Source organism: Aureispira anguillae (assembly GCF_026000115.1).
In the GTDB taxonomy this organism is placed as follows: domain Bacteria; phylum Bacteroidota; class Bacteroidia; order Chitinophagales; family Saprospiraceae; genus Aureispira; species Aureispira anguillae.
Genome location: NZ_AP026867.1, coordinates 2,726,855 through 2,748,145 on the forward strand (window position 1 = coordinate 2,726,855; position 21,291 = coordinate 2,748,145).

General features: G+C 34.6%; 17 protein-coding genes. 9 read left to right on the forward strand and 8 right to left on the reverse strand.

All coding sequences use genetic code 11. The annotated features are described in order from the left end of the window. Nucleotides 1–348 precede the first annotated feature (348 nt). From AsAng_RS10675 to AsAng_RS10685, 3 genes are all read right to left on the reverse strand, one after another. Nucleotides 349–969, reverse strand: coding sequence for a hypothetical protein (locus AsAng_RS10675; protein ID WP_264792766.1), 621 nt, complete (start codon nucleotides 967–969; stop codon nucleotides 349–351). A gap of 324 nt (nucleotides 970–1,293) precedes the next feature. Continuing rightward, nucleotides 1,294–1,962, reverse strand: coding sequence for a DUF2807 domain-containing protein (locus tag AsAng_RS10680; protein WP_264792767.1), 669 nt, complete (start codon nucleotides 1,960–1,962; stop codon nucleotides 1,294–1,296). A 309-nt stretch (nucleotides 1,963–2,271) separates the two neighbouring features. Beyond that, entirely contained in the window at nucleotides 2,272–5,547 is a 3,276-nt protein-coding gene (locus tag AsAng_RS10685) for a S41 family peptidase (protein WP_264792768.1), read from the reverse strand. Nucleotides 5,548–6,213: 666 nt separating this feature from the next. On the opposite strand from AsAng_RS10685, the gene ychF reads away from it, so the two are divergent. Then, nucleotides 6,214–7,317 carry a redox-regulated ATPase YchF gene (ychF, locus tag AsAng_RS10690; protein ID WP_264792769.1) on the forward strand — a complete coding sequence of 368 codons (1,104 nt, stop codon included), beginning with the start codon at nucleotides 6,214–6,216 and terminating at the stop codon, nucleotides 7,315–7,317. Nucleotides 7,318–7,397: 80 nt separating this feature from the next. Here the strand turns inward: ychF and AsAng_RS10695 are convergent, their stop codons facing one another. Continuing rightward, complete coding sequence (locus AsAng_RS10695; RefSeq protein WP_264792770.1) at nucleotides 7,398–8,573, reverse strand: thioredoxin family protein; 1,176 nt, start codon at nucleotides 8,571–8,573, stop codon at nucleotides 7,398–7,400. A gap of 488 nt (nucleotides 8,574–9,061) precedes the next feature. On the opposite strand from AsAng_RS10695, the gene AsAng_RS10700 reads away from it, so the two are divergent. The 6 genes from AsAng_RS10700 to AsAng_RS10725 all read left to right on the forward strand — a co-directional run bounded on the left by AsAng_RS10700 (nucleotide 9,062) and on the right by AsAng_RS10725 (nucleotide 14,839). Beyond that, the gene (locus AsAng_RS10700) at nucleotides 9,062–10,333 is read left to right on the forward strand and encodes an AAA family ATPase (RefSeq protein ID WP_264792771.1); all 1,272 of its coding nucleotides are present in this window, start codon (nucleotides 9,062–9,064) and stop codon (nucleotides 10,331–10,333) included. A 27-nt stretch (nucleotides 10,334–10,360) separates the two neighbouring features. Next, complete coding sequence (locus AsAng_RS10705) at nucleotides 10,361–11,110, forward strand: HNH endonuclease signature motif containing protein (protein WP_264792772.1); 750 nt, start codon at nucleotides 10,361–10,363, stop codon at nucleotides 11,108–11,110. A 210-nt stretch (nucleotides 11,111–11,320) separates the two neighbouring features. Beyond that, on the forward strand, nucleotides 11,321–11,881 hold the full coding sequence (locus AsAng_RS10710; RefSeq protein ID WP_264792773.1) for a TetR/AcrR family transcriptional regulator: 561 nt from the start codon (nucleotides 11,321–11,323) through the stop codon (nucleotides 11,879–11,881). A 114-nt stretch (nucleotides 11,882–11,995) separates the two neighbouring features. Then, on the forward strand, nucleotides 11,996–12,418 hold the full coding sequence (locus tag AsAng_RS10715) for a nuclear transport factor 2 family protein (protein WP_264792774.1): 423 nt from the start codon (nucleotides 11,996–11,998) through the stop codon (nucleotides 12,416–12,418). A 9-nt stretch (nucleotides 12,419–12,427) separates the two neighbouring features. Further along, nucleotides 12,428–13,312: an alpha/beta fold hydrolase gene (locus AsAng_RS10720; RefSeq protein ID WP_264792775.1), complete on the forward strand. Its 885-nt coding sequence runs from the start codon at nucleotides 12,428–12,430 to the stop codon at nucleotides 13,310–13,312. A gap of 186 nt (nucleotides 13,313–13,498) precedes the next feature. After that, nucleotides 13,499–14,839 carry an MATE family efflux transporter gene (locus AsAng_RS10725; RefSeq protein ID WP_264792776.1) on the forward strand — a complete coding sequence of 447 codons (1,341 nt, stop codon included), beginning with the start codon at nucleotides 13,499–13,501 and terminating at the stop codon, nucleotides 14,837–14,839. Nucleotides 14,840–14,847: 8 nt separating this feature from the next. Here the strand turns inward: AsAng_RS10725 and AsAng_RS10730 are convergent, their stop codons facing one another. From AsAng_RS10730 to AsAng_RS10745, 4 genes are all read right to left on the reverse strand, one after another. Beyond that, the gene (locus tag AsAng_RS10730; protein WP_264792777.1) at nucleotides 14,848–15,693 is read right to left on the reverse strand and encodes a sensor histidine kinase; all 846 of its coding nucleotides are present in this window, start codon (nucleotides 15,691–15,693) and stop codon (nucleotides 14,848–14,850) included. Between the two features lie 53 nt (nucleotides 15,694–15,746). Beyond that, the gene (locus tag AsAng_RS10735; RefSeq protein WP_264792778.1) at nucleotides 15,747–16,655 is read right to left on the reverse strand and encodes a polymorphic toxin type 23 domain-containing protein; all 909 of its coding nucleotides are present in this window, start codon (nucleotides 16,653–16,655) and stop codon (nucleotides 15,747–15,749) included. 6 nt (nucleotides 16,656–16,661) lie between these two features. Then, complete coding sequence (locus AsAng_RS10740; protein ID WP_264792779.1) at nucleotides 16,662–17,327, reverse strand: B3/B4 domain-containing protein; 666 nt, start codon at nucleotides 17,325–17,327, stop codon at nucleotides 16,662–16,664. Between the two features lie 121 nt (nucleotides 17,328–17,448). Then, entirely contained in the window at nucleotides 17,449–19,302 is a 1,854-nt protein-coding gene (locus AsAng_RS10745) for a hypothetical protein (protein ID WP_264792780.1), read from the reverse strand. 541 nt (nucleotides 19,303–19,843) lie between these two features. Here AsAng_RS10745 and AsAng_RS10750 point away from each other — a divergent pair. Both AsAng_RS10750 and AsAng_RS10755 read left to right on the forward strand, forming a co-directional pair. After that, complete coding sequence (locus tag AsAng_RS10750; protein WP_264792781.1) at nucleotides 19,844–20,260, forward strand: hypothetical protein; 417 nt, start codon at nucleotides 19,844–19,846, stop codon at nucleotides 20,258–20,260. A 29-nt stretch (nucleotides 20,261–20,289) separates the two neighbouring features. Next, on the forward strand, nucleotides 20,290–21,288 hold the full coding sequence (locus tag AsAng_RS10755) for an HU domain-containing protein (RefSeq protein WP_264792782.1): 999 nt from the start codon (nucleotides 20,290–20,292) through the stop codon (nucleotides 21,286–21,288). The last annotated feature ends 3 nt before the right edge of the window (nucleotides 21,289–21,291 follow it).

A 21,291-nucleotide genomic window follows, 5' to 3' on the forward strand; every position in this document is an offset into this window, starting at 1 on the left:
AATTGAAATAACAGTTTTTTAATTTTTTAGAAGAATAGAGTTGTCCCCCTATGTTTTATTACTAAACACTAACGGGAAACTAATGTGGTGTAAAATAAGCTCAAAAAGGTAGAGTTAATCTCAATAAAATACTGATTAGAAAGGTTTGATAGTAATTTCATTAATATAGAAGTTGGTCTCCTTCTAAGAGGGGCGAGTGCCCTATGTTTATCAAGAACGAAATAATAGCCTTTAGCGTTGGCAATTCTACGACTTTTTTTTAAAACTATGACAATTCTAGGGAATGACTTTAGATCTTTTTTTTTCTAAAGCGAAGTAAATTAACCTTTATCAATGGTTAATGTATTTTTATTTCTTCAATTGTTCGATTCGCTTAATATTTCCCTGAATGGGTGAGATAGAAATTTCTGTTTGTTGGTCTAAAATGTAAAATAGATATTGACTATTTTGACCTATAATCTTAACCTTTAGCTTTTCCTTATCCATAAATGTAATCTGGTGGCTCATCTTTTGTTCTTTATTGGCTATTTTTTTCTGCAAAGCGTATCCTCCTATAACAGCATCGCTCAAAAAGATCCCCAACAACAAGCCATGCGTCATAAATACAAGCAATATTGGCAGGCTATTTTTATTCCCAAAACTCTCTTCCATTCCCGCTACATCAATTCTTTTTTTGTACCATTCTTTTGTTTTGTGCTTATGGTGAAACTTGCCAATTTGACGTAGTATCCAATAAAATAAAATGGGAATTACAACAACAAAAACAGCAATGGCTAAATCCGTGGTCAAAATGATAATTGGGCTTAATAAAATATCAAGTACACTAGAATAATACATGATGTTAATTCCCAAAATGCCATAGGTAATGCTCTCCCTTATGATGCCAAAAACCAATAAGGATAGATACCCAATGGAGATTAATTCTTGAAGGTTTTTGATCTCAAATTTAAAGGTCGATTTTTCTTTCATATCTAATAAGCACTAATTCTAAGGGATCTATAATAGGTTTGCCAAAATAGCATTTTGTTTTTATAAATTAAGTTGAAAGACAAAAATAACTAACAATAAATTACTCGCAGTACTCGTGAGATCAGTTAGCTGCGTTGCGCCCAGGTGGTGAGCGTCTTTTTTCCACTTAACTGGGCATTTTCTTTGGTGCTATTAACATACCACTCATTTGAAAAGCCTTGCTTAGTCCGCTAAAACTACATTTTTTAACCTACTCTTTTGTCCTTCAACTTAATTATTATAGGAATTTCATTGATTTAGAGACAATAAATTTTATACATCAATTTAATTAGCATTAAATAAATTGCCTGAACCATTAATTGCCTGAGTTATAGTTGGGTTCCCTCTATAGTAAACATTTCCGCTTCCGTTGATAGTAAGATTTAATGTATTTTGGGCTGTAATATTAATATTACCTGACCCTGCAATAATAGCAGTGCAATCATTCGTAGATGTACTAAATAGGTCCATATTCCCACTCCCCTGTATATCTAATAATAATTGATTGGTTACAAAGGCAGTTGATGTATTAAAATTACCGCTGCCTCGTATTTCTAAATGATCAAAAGTAGGCACCGTAACTTCTGCACGCAAATTGAAATTATTTAAACATATATCATCTTGTAATTTAAATGACAATAGACCATTTATTACTTCTAATTTTACAAAGGGAATAATATTTTCATCACCAAAGAGGACAACTTCTTGAGTATTCCCTCGTTTACATTCTATATTGATAGATGTGTAATTCGCAATCCCCGTGAAATTTGATAAGTTAACCGCCTTAGTTGACGAAATCCCATTACCATCAACTGTAAGCGTACAATTGTGCCCGTTCTGCCCATTCTGTCCGTTCTGTCCGTTCTGACCATGGAAGTTATTTTTCTTACAAGCACAAATTCCTAACATTAATATCAGTATTAATAAATAGGATTTTTCAATGATGTTTTTCATTTTACTACTTTTTATTATTTAACTTAAGTGACTAAATACATTTACCAAGTACTCACATTTAATTCTGATTCACAAATTTAGTAAGCCTTTTACATCTAAAACTTGACCTAAGATCAAGAAATAATACGTTTTTGTATTCGACTTAATGTTTCAGGAAGAACACCAAAGTAGTTTGCAATTTTTTAAAAGGGATTTTTTGCTGTACTTCTGATTACCCAGTTCCCATTCAAAAAAAAAGCCCCTATAAGAACTTCTTATAAAGGCTTTTTGATATTATTCTGAACGGAGTAATCTTTTTATAGCATCCAATTATTTTCCATCTACTTGACGCAACAACTCTTTAACGGCTGCCTCTATTTGCTGGTCTTCCCCATTGGTAACTCGAGCAGGATCATTGGCAACTTTGATGTCTGGCTCCAATTGAGTGTTCTCCATAAAAGCACCATCATTGCCAACCATTCCAACTTGTGGTATACCAAATACATAACCACCAGGCAAGCGCTCCCACCAAACTGCCGTTCCTGTTCCAGGCACAGGCATTCCGATCAATTTACCTACATTTAGTGCTTTATAAACATAAGGAAAAATATGCGCATCCGAATAATTGCCTTCGCTCATCAAAACACAAGAAGGTTTGTACCATTTAAACATTGGTTCTCTACCAATATCTTGCCCACGAGGCTGAACTTTCATATAAATTTTACCACTCAAAAAGGTCGCCAAATCATCGTGCAGCCAGCCGCCACCATTAAAACGAGTATCAACAATAACCGCATCCATACCAGCATTTCTGCCCAATACTTCCTCATAAACTGTTTTATAACTTCCTGTATTCATGCCACGAACATGCACATAACCAATACGACCATTAGAAGCTTTTTCGGCAATTGCTCTACAATTCTCAACCCAACGCTTATAACGAAGATTAAACTCTGCACCACGGCTAATTGGTTTAATGGTTTCTTCCCAACGTTCGTTGGTTGCAGGATCGAACAAAGTGACCAAAGTATATTTTCTTGCTTTTCGATTGAGTAAAGGATAAAAATTCATTTCAGGTAAAATTTCTACCCCATCAATTTTTTCAATGATTACCCCAGCTTTTGCTTTAGAAGCTTTTTTATCGAAAGGTCCTTTTTTCATGACTTCAGCAATCAACAAACCTTTTCCAGTATGTGTTTCATCATAAAAAACACCTAAGCTTGCTGTAGCATCAGCACCTGCTTGATAAGGAGAACGATAGCGACAACCCGTATGAGAAGCATTTAACTCTCCCAATAATTCACTCATCATTTCAGCAAAATCAAATCCATTGTTGATGTGGGGTAAAAAGCGAGCGTATTCTTTTTTGTAAAAATCCCAGTCCACGCCGTGCAAATCTTCTTTGTAGAATTTTTTCACGACTTGTCTCCAAGCATGTTCAAATAAATAGGCACGTTCCTCTCCTTCTTTCAACAACATTTCACCTTGGATGTTAATTGACTTTTTCTTTTTAGTTGCCAATTCAATACGAGCTATTTTCCCTGCATTGACCACAAAAAGGTATTTTCCATCCTTAGACAATTCCATTCCGCCACCTCTAGCACCTAATTTCATCAAGATTTTTGTTTCTCTTGTTCTCAAATTAGTCTCCCAAAGATCAAATCCTTTTTCAAAACGAGTCATGTAATACAACTTCTCGCCCTCTTTAGAAACAATCGCTCCCATGATAGAAGAAGAGTGGATTGTCAATCGTTTTTTACGATCATAAATTCCATCAAAATCAATGGTCATAGGTTCTAACTTAATTTTCTCTTTGTCTTTGTCCGCTTTTTCCTTCTCTTTATCTTCCTTCTCGTCTTTGTCTTCTTTTTTGTCCTCTTTTTTCTTCTTCTTATCCTCTTTTTCTCGCTCTTTTAACAATGCAAATTCTTCTTTCGTTAGATTAAAACGATCCCAACCTTCTTCGGTTAGAAACATACCATAAATATCAGACTGTCCTCCCCAGCTTGCTTGAGCTTTCATTCCATCACGTCCAGAAGCCCAGATAATCATTTTGCCGTTCATAGCAAATTTGGGCGCATAATCCCCATAACCGCTTCTTGTTAAATTAATAACAGACTCCTTGCCATCTGCCTTGATTAAGCCCACCTCTTCAATCCACTGCTGAGGTTGCAAAAAGGTCACTAAAAACCATTTTCCATCTGGAGACCAAGAGTAAGTTTGATCGCCATCTTGATAAGAATAGTTTTTGTCTCCTGCTAGAATTTCTCTAACCTTTTTGGATTCGAGATTAATGACTTTTAATGCGGTACGTTCTTCCAAGAATGCAACTTCTTTTCCATCTGGAGAAAAAGCAGGTTGAAAAGTTTCGTTTTTACTTTCTAGAATGGCTTCTTCTTTTAAAATCGTAGCATTAAAAAAATACTTCTCTTCTTCCCTAGCTAATTTGGTTTGATATAAATTCCAACTTCCATTTCGTTCGGCAGCATATAGGATAGCACGCCCATCTGGGCTAAAACTAGCTGTGCGTTCTCTTTCTGGTGTATTGGTAATTCTTTTGGTCATGCCACTTTCTACAGAAGTAACAAACACTTCCCCTCTATTAACAAAAACAATCTCTTTTCCATTAGGAGATACATCCATTTCTTGCGCCGACTTCACAGCAATTGTTCGTTCTGCATTGTAACGATCATCTGCAATAATAGTGATGGCAACTTTTTTAGGTTTTCCTCCATCTGTAAGCGTGTAAATCTCTCCATTGTAATTAAAACACATCAGCCCAGTATTAGAAATCGAAAGATTTCGAACAGGGTGATTTTTTAATTGCGTAACTTTTCGAGTACTGCTCGTATTACTAAGATCTACAGCATGAACATTAAATGTTCCGCTGGCTTCACTCAAGTAAAACAATTCTTTTCCGTTGGGAGCAAAAACAGGGTTTCTGTCTTCACCATTAAAAGTAGTAATTTGTGTGTATTTTTTTGTGGTAACATTATAAGTCCAAAGATCACGAGTTACCGAAGAAGTATGGTGCTTTCTAAACTCATCTTCATACCCCTTTCTATCGTGATAAGCAATTGTTTTTCCATCTTTAGAATACTTGGCTTCGTCAGCAGGAATGGTCAAAATTTGCGTTACACGTCCCCCTGTTACAGGAACTTGATACAATTCTTCCATACGCCCAGAAGGGAACATTCTGTTTTGAGCATTATCTAAACGCAAAGAACTAAACAAAACCCCTTTACTATCGGGTGTAAAATCAGAGGGATAGTCATTGGAAGAATGATAAGTTAAACGAGTTGGTTTCCCGCCCTCAGCAGACATTACATACACATCAAAATTGCCATAACGGTTAGAAGCAAACGCTATTTGTTTGCCATCTTTTGACCACACTGGCTTGTAATCATGTGCTTGGTGCAAGGTTAGAGCCCTAGCGGTTCCCCCTTGACTGGGTACTTTGTACAAGTCACCTTTGTAACTAAATACAATTTCTTTCCCATCTGGGGAAATGGCAGAATAGCGCATCCACAATGGCGTATTCTGTGCTGATAATTGAGTTATAGCTAAAAGCAAGCAGCTTGTTAAGCATAGTTTCCAATTCATCATAATTTGAGCGTTATTTTTGGTTAATAGTTTGGATCTGAGTACAGGACAAAACAGGTAAAGGATACTTATAAAGTACAGTTTAAACTAAAACTATGTTTCGATCTTAGATGCTAGATCGCTTTGCTTTTAGATTCTAGACCCTATAACAGCCTAATAGGGTCTAGATATCTAAACGTATGAATGTAATGATCGAGCAGGCTTGATGTAATACATCAACGGTATAGCTTGATCTAATATCTGAAAAATAGTTCCATTAATCCCTTACTTTATTTAAGTCCAATTGTTTTGTCCTGTACTCAGAGTTTGGATAAAAAGACAAAACAACTGTGCATTCAACAAACAATTGCTCAATAGAAAGTTTTTGGTTTTCTAAAAAAGTGTCTCAAAATGCTTCCATTGCAAGTTAAAAAATATCTAGTACAATAAAATGTTTGTTTAGGTCAGTTCTTCCATTTATCAGACGAACGGTACATTCCTTACGATTAAGGAAAGTAAAACAAAAAGAGATCTATGGAATAAAAGACGATTTATGACTAGCAGCTCATCGAATTTAATGAAATAGGCAACTAAAAAGAACCTTTGCTTTCGCACTTCCACAAATAATTGTATTTTTGCAGCAACTTTTGGCTTAAAAGAATTGCTAACATTTAATTAATTAAGAATAACATGGCATTAAAATGTGGAATTGTTGGGCTTCCTAATGTTGGAAAATCAACGCTTTTCAATGCACTTTCCTCTGCTAAAGCTTTGGCAGCGAACTATCCTTTTGCAACTAAAGAACCTAATATCGGAACCATTACTGTTCCTGATAATAGATTGACCGAATTAGAGGCTATTATCAACCCTCAAAAGGTAGTTCCTACAACAATTGATATTGTAGATATTGCAGGTTTGATTCGTGGAGCGAGCAAGGGAGAAGGATTAGGAAATCAATTTTTGGGGAATATTCGTGAAGTAAATGCAATTGTACATGTTGTTCGTTGTTTTGAAGATGGCAATATTGTCCATGTTGATGGTGCTGTAGATCCTGTTCGAGATAAAGAAACCATTGATTTGGAACTAATTTTCAAGGATATGGAAACCATTGAAAAGCAGATTCAGAAGCAAAAGAAAATGGCTAAAGGAGGAGACAAAGCGCTACTTAAATTGGTCACTATATTTGAGAATTTATTGCAGCATTTGGAAGATGGAAAACCTGCTCGTAGTTTTGATGATTATGAAACAGAAGAAGCAGAAATTATTGTTCGTCAACTACAATTACTAACTGCTAAACCAATCATCTATGTTTGTAATGTAGATGAAGATTCTGTGGTAAACGGAAACGAACATACAGCTGCCTTTAGAGAGGCTGTAAAAGATGAAAATGCTGAAATCATATTGGTTAGTGCTGCTATTGAAGCGGATATTGCCGAATTGGATACCTACGAAGAACGCATGGAATTTTTATCTGATTTGGGACTAAAAGAACCAGGTGTTAACAAGTTGATTCATGCTTGTTATAATATCTTGAATTTAATTACTTACTTCACTGCTGGTGTAAAGGAAGTTAGAGCTTGGACAATTACCGTTGGAACAAAGGCTCCTGGCGCAGCAGGGGTTATTCACTCTGATTTTGAACGAGGTTTTATCAAGTCCAAAACCGTTTCTTATAATGATTTTATTGCCAATAATGGCTGGAAAGGTGCTCAAGAAACAGGTACCTTGCGTCAAGAAGGCAAAGAATATGTTGTTCAAGATGGGGATTTGTTAGAGTTTATGTTTAATGTCTAATTATTTCTCAACTTAAGCAGTTAAAGATTTGAAAAAGTATGAATTGCCTATTATCGGCTTATACTTTTTCAAATCTTTTTTTATCCCTTTATTTTTACAATCAAAGCTTGGGTCTCTTCTAAATACTCTCCTGATTTTTGGCTTAAGATCAATTGTTTTTGGGCAACTTCTAAAGCTGCTTGTTTTTGATCTAGCGCCAATAGAATCATTGCTTTAGTCTCTAAAGTATAAATATTTTCATCCAATAAGATAGCACGATCTACCCACTCTAAGGCAGTTTCTAAATGTGTTTTGCTTTTGCCATAAATATCTAGCATGTAACGAGCAATAGCATTTAGGCTTTGGGAATCCTTGCAATGTTTTTCATACTTTTTAGCTAGGCGATAACTTTGCCGTTCGTTTCCCTTTTTGGCATAAAAATCCATCCTAGTTTTGAAATAATCAACACGATTAGGCAAAATTTGCTTTACCTCTTGTAAAAATGCTCGAACAGTTGATTTATCAGATCTATTCTCAATCAACTTATAACATCGAATTTTAAAAGCTGCATCCAAGTAATTTTCAACTCGTTCGATTCCCAACGAAAGAATAAAATCAGCTTTATTGGCTGCCACATAAAGATAAGCTTCGTGTTTATAATCATTGACATAGTACTCTAGGAACTCAAAATTAGCCTCTTCGATCAATGCTTCTAAGCTCACTTCACTAATATAGGCGTCAATTACCTTTTGGTAATTTTCTCCAACACGCATCAGAGCATGAGCGTATTTTTTTAAGAATTTTGGCTGCTTTTCTCCTGCTTTAAATTTTTTTTGCAAGGTATAAATTTGATGTTCAGGCAATAGAGCCTCCTTGCTTTTATCAAGCAAATCTTCTGCCTCAAAAGCTCCAATAATTCGATGCACCAGCTCCCCCTCTGTATTAAAATATAATAAAGTGGGATAGGCTGTCACTTGGTACTTTGCAGCAAAACTAGCGCCTTCTTCTCCTTCTACATCCAATTTGTAACTAATATAGTGTTCGTTAAAAAATGCTCCAACCTCTTCTTTTGAAAAAACATTATGATTCATCCACTTACAAGGTTCACACCAAGAAGCATAAGTATCAACAAAGATTGGCAAATTAGAACTTTTGGCCTTGGCTTTTACCGCCGACCAATCTCCTTGTTCAAAATGGATACCTTGTGCATTAGAAAATAGAGGGAATAATAGTATAAGTGGGAGTAACAGTAGGGAAAAAAGATAGAACTTTATCATTTAACTTACTTTTAATACATGTATAAACATCTAATTAGGAATATAACAGCCTGTTCCCTATTTTGTTTTAAGATTCTCGTTTATTTAAAAGATAAACTGAAGTAGTTAAGCAGAACGAATGCTTGCCAATCTAAAGCGTCTTTTTGCTCCTAATAGTGATGTAAATCAATTCCTTTAGTCCCTTCTACTTATAACCATAAAGTAGTAAAACCGTTAAACAAAATGAGCTAAAAATATTGACTATATTTAATCTGCTTAATAGCTATAAACCTCATAAAGTATTCAATAAAACAGGGAAAGAAATTATTGATTGTTGAATTATTTATTCTGAAAAGGTTAACCTTCGATAACTTAATTCCACACATTTAATAGGTAAAAAGTATGAATTGAAAAATTATTTGAATAATTTTAAAATTAGAATGGCAGTACTAGTAATTCTGTAATCTCAATTACTAAAATTACTATTTCAATATAATATAAAACTACGAATGAAAATAGACAAGTTATACCTCAAAAATTTTAGAAATATTGAAGAAACTCATTATGAATTTCCAACTAATTTTACAGGTATTATTGGAATGAATGGTTCTGGGAAATCTACTATTTTACATGCACTTAGAGTAGCTGCTGGGGCTTATTTTATGGGTATACCTAACTCCCTAGCAAAAAACAGGCACATTTCTAAGGATGAGGTTAGAATGACTAATAATAAAATCGAATTATTTCATCACCCTGTTATTGTTGAAGCAGAAGGACAATTTCCTGAGAATAACGCTCCTATTACTTGGCGTAGAAGAATACTAAAAGAAGGAGGTAGTAATACATCTTCTGTAGAAGATGTTGGTGCGATTAGAAATCTAGGGAGTGTGAAATATAATAAAATGAAACGAGAGGGAACAGATGAACTTGATTTACCTGTAATCGCATATTTTGGAACGAATAGGGTATTTGGATCAGCAAGAAAACGGCAAAAAGCGAGAACTGGTCGTCAAATATTTAAAGAAGGGTACTACGATTGGCTAGATATGCGTTCATCTACCTATCAATATGCCCAGTGGTTGACAAGCTATGATGCCTTAGTAAAAAATGGGAAAGAGTATTCTGAATCAAAGGAAACATTCTTTCAAACGATTAAAACAGCTTGCCCCTATGTTACAGACGTTGATTTTATTAGTGATCGTTTGTGGTTGCGTACTCAAATGAAGAGTCAAATCTCTGATTTACTCCCCTTGGAATTAAAAAGTGATGGGATTATTACTTTTGTTCAAATGATTGCAGAACTAGCCTACCGCTGTATTATTTTAAATGGTTACCTAAAAGAAAAAGCCATTCTACAATCTAAAGGGATTGTCTTAATTGATGAAATTGATTTGCATTTGCATCCCAAATGGCAAGAACATGTTGTAAAAGATCTAAAAAAGGCTTTTCCTAATATTCAATTTATTGTTACAACTCATTCTCCCATAATTGTACAAAGCTTGAAAGCTAATGAATTAATTAATTTGGATTCGATAGCAGATGTCAATCCCAGCGACTTAACTTTAGGGGAAGTTGTTACTCACATCATGGGAAAAGACAGTGAACATAGTGAATCTAGTAATCAACAAGAACAATTAAGCAAAGAATATCTAACCCTCTTAAAACATCATTCTCTAGATGCTATTTCTGAACATTTAAATCAGATTGAGTTTAAGATTATAGATCCTTCTGTGAGGGCATTCTTAAAAATGCAGCGATTAGAAAAAAGAAGCAATAAATAACCCTATAAAACTCATAAATATTATTTTATGCGACCTATAGAAAGAGGAAACATCCCCAGAGATGATAATGATCAAATTATTACTGTTAGCAACCATCGTCAATGGAGAAAACATCTTATTGATAGAATTGGAAAGTATTGTTCTTACTGCGAAATGGCTCTCTATGACAGCCCCCAAGTAGAGCATGTTATAGCACAAAACATAGATTCCTCTCGCAATCTTGATTGGGACAATTTGGTTCTAGCTTGTGGTCCTTGTAACAGAACAAAAAGTAATACTCCTTGTCCTCCTGAAACGCATTATTTACCTGATATTCACAATACATATCTAGCTTTTGGGCATTATCTAGGCAACAATACAAAAACTGGTGAGCCTGCTGCTTATATAACTACAAAATCATCATCCCATTCCCTAATGCAAATCGATAAGGCTATTAATACTATTAATTTATGTGGTCTTAACAAAGATACTAGTTCAGATGTGAGAACAGCATGTGACTTTAGGTGGAAATATCGCCTTGAAGCGATTACTTCTGCCCTATTATGGAAACAAAAATGGGATGACTGGGGATCTCACAGTCATAGTCAAGATTTTATAAATCTATTATGTGATGCTGCTTTAGGAAAAGGCTTCTTTTCTATTTGGTTTTATATTTTTGAAGCAGAACCTAGTATTAAAAAATCTTTAATTGAAGCTTTCCCTAATACAGCATTAGATTGTTTTGATTCTAGTAATGACTACAACCCAGTGGCAAGAAATGCACCTGATGATATCTAAAACTACAATTTATATCCTAAAATTGTTTAAAACTATACCTATCCGTCATTCCTCCATCAATCATCATTTCACATACTTGACAAACTAATAGCTTTCTTAAAAGCCCTCTCATATAACTATACTATATTTTCTTTCACTTTAAAACGTTAACAAAAAGTTAAAAACAGACAAGTCTGTTCTAATTGCAATCAAATTATATACATTTACAATATGAAAAAAACAAGTGTAAAAAATAGAATTATAGAAACAGCCTCCACACTGTTCTATCACAATGGATACAATCAAACAGGAATCAACCAAATCATTGCAGAAGCTGGCGTTTCCAAGTCTGGTATGTACCAACACTTCCGATCAAAAGAAGATATTGCGGTTGCCTATTTGATTCGAAGACATAGCCTGTGGTTTGGCGACTTGTTTGATTTTATTGCTGACCAAAAATCCATAAAAGCCAAAATCCTAGCCGCTTTTGACTATTTAGATAGCTGGCTCAGTCAGGTTAGTTTTAGAGGCTGTGGCTTTCAAAATATTTTTATTGATTTGCCCAAAGACCAACAAAAAATCAAAGATCAAGTTTTATTACACAAAAACGAATTGCGTGCTTGGCTCCATGGTTTATTAAATACAGAAGCACTGTATACCACAGAGGAAGCTATTAAATTGGGTGATGAAATCTTAGTATTAATAGAGGGCGCCATCATCCTTTCTCAAATACAACATAATAATTGGCCCATTATTACAGCCAAAAATACGTGTAAAAAATTACTACTCTAATTGTGTAATTTTTTTTCGTCAAAAAAAGAACAGACTTGTCTGTACTATTTTTTTTTAATGTCACAATATATTTTTCACTCAAAACAAACAGACTTCTCTGTACAATATTTAATTATGAAAAATCTAATACCACCTTTTACCAAAGAAACAGCAACAGCAAAAGTTCAAGCAGCAGAAGATGCTTGGAACAGTAAAGACCCTCATAAGGTTTCTTTGGCTTACACCGTTGACTCTCAATGGAGAAATAGAGGGCAGTTTTTTACAGGTAGAACGGCCATTGTAGAATTTCTAACAGACAAATGGAAAAAAGAACAACATTACAAATTAAAAAAGCACCTATGGTCCTATACCGACAATAGAATTTCGGTTCGCTTTGAATATGAATGGCAAAACCCAGAAACAGGACAATGGATGCGTACCCATGGAAATGAACACTGGGAATTTGATAAGGCAGGGAAAATGCAGGTCAGAGACATGAGTGCCAATGACATTAGAATAAAGGAATCTGACAGAAAATTTAAATCATCATCTTTTTAATAAAACAAAATGACAACATCTATCCAAACTCAAGCCACACTCCACCAAACAATTGAGGTAAGTGGCATCAATTTATTTTATAGAGAAGCAGGAAATCCCGATAAGCCAACTCTTGTATTGTTACACGGTTATCCTACCTCCTCCCATATGTTTCGCAATTTAATTGATCGGTTGGCCAACCAATATCATATCCTCGCTCCCGATTATCCTGGTTTTGGGAGAAGTGAACAACCTCCAATCAAAGATTTTGACTATAGCTTTGAGCATATGGCAATTATAATTGAAGATTTTTTAGCAAAAAAAGCGATAAACCAATACAGTTTATACCTAATGGATTATGGTGCTCCAATCGGGTTTAGAATTGCCTCAAAATATCCAGATCGAATTGAGTCTTTGATTATTCAAAATGGAAATGCCTATGAAGAAGGTTTAGCTGACTTTTGGGTTCCCATCAAAAAATATTGGGCTGATTATACCTTAGCCAATGGAAAACCCTTAGAAGCCTTCCATGCTCTAGACGGCTTAATATGGCAATACACACATGGCGTACAAGATGTTTCTAAAATTAGCCCAGACAACTGGCACCTAGATTTACAACACTTGAGCAGACCAGAGAATAATGAAATTCAGCTCGCCATGTTTTATGATTATAGAACCAATGTTCCATTATACCCCAAATGGCAGCAATATTTTAGAGAGCATCAACCCCCAACCTTGATTGTCTGGGGAAAAAATGATTATATATTTCCGCCTGAAGGAGCACATCCCTATAAAAGAGACTTAGAAAAGGCTGAAATTCACCTATTAGACACAGGGCATTTCGCTCTAGAAGAAAAAGGCCATGAAATAGCAAACTACATTTTGACGTTTTTAAAAAAGCATAAAATTAGCTAAACTAAGCATAAAAATAGCATCGTTTAAACAATCAAAGAGAGGCATCGGATTATTCCGCTTGTCTCTTTCTGTTAATTAGAAACTTACTAAGCCATTTAGAATGAACATTTAAAGCGAGTCTCTGTTGAAGAAGTGAAATAATTTTATAGTTTTACCATCCACAATAACCAACATCACTATATATTTATGCATTCCAATGAGTTAGGTACCGAAAAAATCGACAAACTTATTGCTCAACAAGGCATTCCTGCTGCAATTGGCTTTTTAGTTATGTCTATTTATATGATTGTAGATACTATATTTATAGGACATTGGGTAGGCTCTTTGGGCATTGCAGCCATCACTGTTGTTCTACCAATTACATTTTTAATTGCCTCTTTTGGAATGTCAATTGGAATTGGGGGAGCATCTGTGATTTCAAGAGCATTGGGTGCAAATGACGAGCCGCATGCTCAAAAAGTTTTTGGCAATCAGATTACGCTAACGATGGCGATTGCCTTGTTTTTTGTTTTGGTAGGGCTGTTTTTTGAGGAAGAATTATTGCTCCTATTTGGTGCCCAAGGAGCAATTATGCCCCACGCCAAAGCCTATTTTAAGATCATTTTACTAGGAGTTCCCTTTTTGTCTTGGGCAATGATGAGCAACCATGTAATCCGAGCACAAGGTTTTCCCAAAATAGCAATGAATGTAATGTTACTTCCTGCTATTCTAAATCTAATCTTGGACCCTATTTTTATTTATATACTAGACTGGGGTTTGGAGGGGGCAGCCTTAGCAACAATTATTTCCTATTTTGCTAGTGCCCTTTATACCTTGTGGTTCTTTATCAAAGGCGAAAGTGATTTAAAAATCAGACGCCAAATCCTGCATTTAGAGTTTTCTACCGTCAAAGAAATTGCAGCATTAGGTTTTGTTTCCTTGGCACGCCAAGGAGTTATTAGCCTTCTATCAATTATTCTAAATCATTCGCTTTATACCTACGGCAGTGAGGTTTATATTTCTGTTTATGGAATCATCAATCGAGTAATGATGTTTAGTATGTTTCCAATTACAGGCATTACACAAGGTTTTTTGCCAATCACTAGTTATAATTTTGGAGCCAACCAATACGATCGAGTCAAAGAAACCATCCGAAAATCCATTGGTTATGGAAGTGTAATTGCCATTTCTATTTATGCCATAATTCTATTTTTCCGAACACCAATTGTTCAAATTTTTTCTTCAGAAGAACAAATTTTAGCCGTTACACCAGAAGCCATGACAATTGTTTTTATGGCAACTCCCTTCATCTTAATTCAATTGATTGGTTCCTCTTATTATCAAGCCATTGGCAAAGCCATGCCAGCTTTGCTATTAACGCTAACCAAACAAGGTTTTTTCTTGATTCCATTGGTGTATATTCTGCCCAAATTTTGGGGCATCTATGGCATTTGGTATGCGTTTCCGATTGCTGATATATTGTCTACAATTGTGACCTTTGTATTTCTTCGACGGGCCTATCGCTCACTAGGCAAAAGCCCTCAATAATGCATCAATCAAATTTGTTGAAAATCCATGCTATAGTGCGTTCCTTTTTTAGAGTTGTCTCGTTTAATTTCTCCCAATAACTGGATCGATAAATTTTTAATAATTTTTAACCCAAGGGAATTGCTAGTTCTAAAATTTATAGTTGGAGAATAACCAGTACCATAGTCGCCAATTTCTAAGCTTAAGTTAGGGGGCGTCAACTTCTTGATTTTTACATATAAGATCCCTTTGTTTTTATCTTTGTAGCCATATTTTAATGAATTGGTAAAACATTCATTAATCAGTAAGCCCAAAGGGATAATAGTATCAATATTTAGCTCGATATTTTGGGTCTCTATTCTCAATTCAAAATCACAATCTTTTCCTTTCATAGAATCCAGCAATAACCCTAAAAGCTTTTCGAGGTAATTTTGTAGATTAATCGTTGCCAAATTATCATCCTGATATAAAATTTCATGAACAATGGCCATTGAATTAATCCTATATTGGCAATGCTGAAATAACTCTTTGATATGCTCATCAGGAATAAAACTAGACTGCAACCCCAATAAACTTGTTATAATTTGAAGGTTATTTTTAACTCTATGATGGACTTCTTTCAGCAAGATTTCTTTTTCTCTTAGTGAAAGACTAACTCGTTCCTTTTCTTTTAAATATTCTTGATTTAGAATGGTATTTTTGGTGATTAAAAAGGCAATTAAAATACCTAAAAAAGTTGGTAAGATAAAAAAGCTAAAACTGATACTTTGCTTGATAAAAAAAAGTACATTTATTGCCCCAATGACATAAAAGGTCCCCAATACAATAAGGACATTCCTTAAGAAAAGATTATTGTAGTTTTTCAAGAATTTCATCAGGTTCAGTACATACGTTTTCCAAATAATATAATCTTTTTATCAAAAAAAAGCTAATATAATGCTGTATTATTTCCTATAATTTGAAAAAAGAACCGAGCAGGACGTATTTCTTGCCCTTCTTGATATAAGTATTGTTCACCATTTAAATCAATCATAGGAATATGAGGATCTGTCAATAAAAACGAATCGTGAATCAGTTTGTTTTGAAATGTGTTTCTAATTTGATCGGCATCAATACCTATAGAAGCTCCTAAGTATTGCCCGTATCCTAATGATTGTTCTACTTGAACGGCTAAAACGCCTGCACTATTGGCTTGATATAATACTCCATCCATCAAACGATAGCCATATTTTGCGGGAAATTGCTTTGACTTCATGGTTTTACTTTTTGGTCCATAGGGATCTGCTGTCCAAGCAATATTAACTAGTCCTATCTGTGTATTTTTTATTCTATAATAAAGCCCCATTGCACCTGTTCGGTGTTTGTCCTCTTGCAAAAATGCCAGAAAGTCATTTTCCATCAATAAGCTAAATCCATAAATTCCAAACCCAAAGGTTCCTGTCAATTGAGAAGTTTTGACGTTATCCAAATAAAAATTGTAACTATATCCTATTGAATAAGGGCGACTAGTTTGGTTACTCACTTCATTGATAAATGGACTATAATAGCTGGAATCCTTTATGCCAAAAGTAGCAACAAGCCCCAAACGTAGTTGTCCCTCCCAAGAAGGGATTCCCATAGGAAAGGTGCGAGCATTGTAATAGGCACTAAACTGAACATTCGTTTGAATATGTTCATAATGATAAAACAACTTGGCAATAAGCCCAATTCGATTAAAATGACTCCCTAAGTTAAACGATAAACCAATCTGCCCCCCAAAGCCCTCCGCAAAATTTAATTGAGCGGTTGTTATAGTACTCGTAAAGCAAATTGTAAGCAATAAAAAAAACTGTTTCATGGGGCATTAATCGATAATAGTCGTTTGAAAGTTCGTAGCGGTTGTAAATTGCTGGTAGTAATCAACTGTACGTTCTAACACTTCTTGCAAATTATCGTGCTTGCCAAAATTAAGAAAGATCATCAAAAAATGTGTTGTTTCAGCAGTTACCATCGTTCGAGTAGAATCACTAGTGGGGGAACCAAATGCGCCCTGAGCATCTCTAAAAATAGGAAGATTGCTTATATTTAAATCTCCTCTCCCAATTGCCTGATAGGGTTCTCCTTCCTCTCCTATTCCCAATACAATATCTCCATCAATTTTATCTAAATCATATCCGCCTATAGAGTATCCCGTTTGAATCGAAATAAGGTTGAGCGTATCGACAATGGTATTAATTTCATACAGCCCTTTGCCCTTTACAACTCTCCTTAACAAGGCCTCTGCTGATAAGCGATAACGACTGGGGTCTTTGCCCAGTGCTTTGTAAGCTGTTCTAGAAGATGCTATGGTAGCGATCTTGCTGATAGCAGGAGTTTCAAGCTTTTTTGAGAAATCAGTACAGGTTTGTTGAATAGCAGCAGCAAGTGCTGTTGATTTTTCTTCCCAAACCACTGTACAAGAAAGACAACCCAACGTCAATTGGGGGCATTTTTCTTTAAGAAGGGGATCTATAACAATCTTTTTTTGCATTTAATAGAATATAAATTTGAGTTATAACAAGTTTGCAATTTAAGGATAAAAAAACGAAGTCAAAACAAAATTTAGAAAATACCACTATTGGAGCGTTAAAAAGCTAGGTGACTGTAGTAATTTAGTTTGATAATTTGATAAATTGCCGATTTCTCAAAATATAACGATGTTCCCCGATTTCAACAATTTCCCCTTCTTTTTTTTCACTTAGGTTTAATATGTCTTGCCTTAAAGTATGGATAGAGCCCTTCGTTCTATGAGCAATGGTAAGGTACTCTTCATTAATATCTGATTTGAGACCTTGATAAAAACCATTGGTTTCGTCGGCACCACAAAGGATAATTCGAATAGGAATATTAATTTCCGAAAGCAAGGCCATATCTCGCACTCGACTATAGCTATCAGCAATCAAAACCAGTTCTTCTACGTCTTCTTTTTTATCCATTCCAGCCAAGACAGCCTCCAAATCATTTTCTGGCGGTTCTCCTCCTCCCAAACCACTTTCGATCGCAAGATGCATTGTATTAATGACCAAGCCCAGTTCATCCCAAGCACCTTCACAATTATAAATTCCTCCTGTAGTTCCTATTTTTTTGGCACTGGCCATTTTTTTATTTCCATCATTAAAAAATAGGTATTTGGTATGTTCTCCTTGCTTTAGATTTAGCAAATGCCAAATTAAAACCTCCTCTAAATAAGGATTCATACTTTGTGTAATATCCGTTACAACTACCTTTCCTTTCCATGACTCCTTAAACCGCTGTAAGGTTGCTAAAATAGGTTGTTTTTTATCTTCAAAATAATTGGGATTTAGCTTTAATTGCTGTTCTATTATTTTGGCTTTTGCCTTTACGGCCTTTCTAATTTTAAACGTTCGCTTGATTGGAATCGGTTGATTTCTTCTAACCAGCTCTTCGATCAATTCGTCCTCTAGATTTAGGGCTTTGAGAGAATCTACCATAGCAATTTGTTTGATTTCTTCAACCTTGGCTAATGAGTCTCGCTTAGCAGCAATTCTAGCCTGTTTTTTTTGTCGATGCCCCCACTCTTCAGAAGTAACCGATTCATAGATAATGGTTTCAACTACAATGTCACTTCCTGCGGTTAAAAAAATTTTTTGTTGCCCAAAATTAAGATTATAGGCTGCATTCAAGGAATAAACATCATTGAGCGGCACCAAAATTTGAGCAATTCCTTGTTTATTGGTTATTCCTTCATATTTTTTTCCATCTTTTTGAGCAACCACCCAAAAACGTTCGTTCTCTATTAGTTTTCCATTTAGGTCATAAAAAATAAAATTAAACAACGCTTTATTGATAGAAGGATATTTATCCATTCCCTCCACTCGTTCAAACAAAACATCCTCTGTCCAAGCAGCATAAGGTTTATTGGGAATTTCAAACTTATAATAATTGGGTGCCCCCTTAAGGTTCAACATATACTCACAGCCAATTGGCAGTTTTATATTAGCCATCCCGTCTTTATTCGTCATTGTTTGGTATACTTTCCCATTGGCTCCACTCCTAATTGTCAACTCTTCTACTAAGTGGGATGCCTTTCCCTTATCGTCAACCAATCGAATATGCACAGGAATTTCTACGAATAAAGGGCTTCCGTCTTTTGGGGCTTCATAAAAAGGGACAGGAATTTCATGCCTTTGATAAGCTCCTTTAGGAATCGTAACCGAAGCAAAATTTTGCCAAGTTGCTAAATGAATGGCATAAACATCATTGGTAGGCACCAAGACAAAGGCCTTGCCTTCTTTATCTGTAATTAGGTCAAATTGCTTTTTATTTTCTTGCCCTTCTATTCTAAATTTTTTACCAACAACTGGATTTTGATTGATTGGATTGGCAAAAATAAACGTTACAACAGCCTGCTTTTGGGTAGGTTTTATTTGGGCGGTTAATGGACCAGTTATACTAACTATTAACCATAAAATAAGATAAAAATAACACTGTTTGTAAATGGGCATAGACTTAAGGTTATTGAAGGTACTGTTAGCTCAAAAAAATAATATTTAGGCGCATAGAATGGCGTACTTTACAACATAGTGTGTTGTCATTAATCAGCGCAAAAATTCAATAATTGGCAATTGACAGCCCGAACAAAAAAGATAAATAATAAAAATATGTAATACTTTAACTATCCAATAATTACAAGAAAATATTTTAGTTGTTTTTTTTAACTAACTCCTTCTTTTTGTAACCTTTATAAAGTATTATACGTAGATATAGTCCAATAGTTAACGAACCTAATACCTTATCTAGTATTTAAATTTTCTATAATTAACTGTACAGTTATTAAAATTATAACATAGTCTTAAAAAAAAGAAATTTCATATTTTTTATTTGGTATTTTCTACAAAAATCCTTACTATTGATAGCTGTAACAAACAAAAAAGTAATAAAAAGTAAATCTTGACAAAATCGTTTTAAACAAAAAAAAACTTAAAACCAGTGTTTTAGATTACTTGCCTCAAAAGAAAATCTCGCTACGTTTCTAAAAAAAAAAAAATGAAGGCCTTAACTTGTATTACACTTGTTCTTTTCTTATTTCAATTTGCTATAGGACAAAACCAAACTGCTTCTATTTCTAATAATCATACAACAACTGCTTCAACTAATTCTACTCCATCAGAAATTGATTGGGCTAATTTTGAAAATGAATTGACGGATGAAAATTGGTCTTTTCACACCAACCAAGAAGGAAAATTGTTGTACATTGACTTTGAGTCTCTAGGAGGAAAAATGAATCGCCTAGTTCTAAAATCAGTTGAAAAAACAATTATTATAGAAGATAATCATCTTTTTGACCTGCCAATCAATACTATTTATGAAGTAAATTTGGAAAAATTAAAAAGAGGTAGTTATTTTGTAGAGTTATATACTTACGACAATAAAATAATTCGTGAAGAAATAACCATTCAATAGATTTTAAACCGATAAATGTTTCTTTTAATTTGGATCTATCCCATCATATAGAAGAGTTACTTTACTCCAACGACTGTGTTATTATTCCAACCATTGGTGGTTTTATAGTAAACTATACTGCTTCCTCTATCGATTTTGTAGAACAACGTTTGTTGCCTCCTCAGAAATCGGTGTCGTTTAATGCCAAATTAGTGAATAATGATGGGTTATTAGCCAACCATATTGCTCAAAAAGAACATTTAACGTACAAACAAGCGACTTCAAAAGTAGAAGAATTTAGCCGCCAAATTGAAATTGATTTATTTAATAATAAGATTGTTCATTTTAACAAAATTGGTAAATTGTATTTCAACTCAGATTCTAAATTAGAATTTGTTCCATTTAATACCAATTTCTTAAAAGACGCTTATGGTTTGCCAGATATACCCTGTGTTCCTATCTTGCGAAGTAAAGATTATTTAATCAAAAATAAGAGTGAAGAAAAAGCTGTTGCCATTCAATCCAAAGGTAAACCTGCTGCTCTTATAACAGCTTTAGTTGCTAAACCTAGGGTGATTGCTGCTGTTGCTGCAATTTTTCTTTTTGCTTTGGCTAGTCCATACATCTATAATGCCCTATTTCATTCTGCTCCAACAGAAACAAGCATAGCGCAAGATAAGGATACAACAACTACTGCTCCCAATAAAAAATCACAAGCTTCTCTGATTCCATCTATTAGTGCGACCAACAGCAGTGATACGGTTGCAACAGAGCAAGACAGTACTCCTATTCAAGAACAAGAAGTGCCAGAGATACCTCAGGTAGATCCTAGTCAAGATTATGTTATTGTGTTAGGTGCTTTTGGCAAAAAAAGAAATGCTCGCCGTTTAGCTAAAAAATTAGAAAAAGACAATTACCTTCCTGATGTTACTTACAAAAATGGGTTAAATCGAGTTGGGGTTCAAATCACTTGTTCGCCAGAAGAATTAAAGCAGCACCTCAAATTCCTACAAGAAAACTATAACAAAAAAGCTTGGGTTGTAGAGTAATAT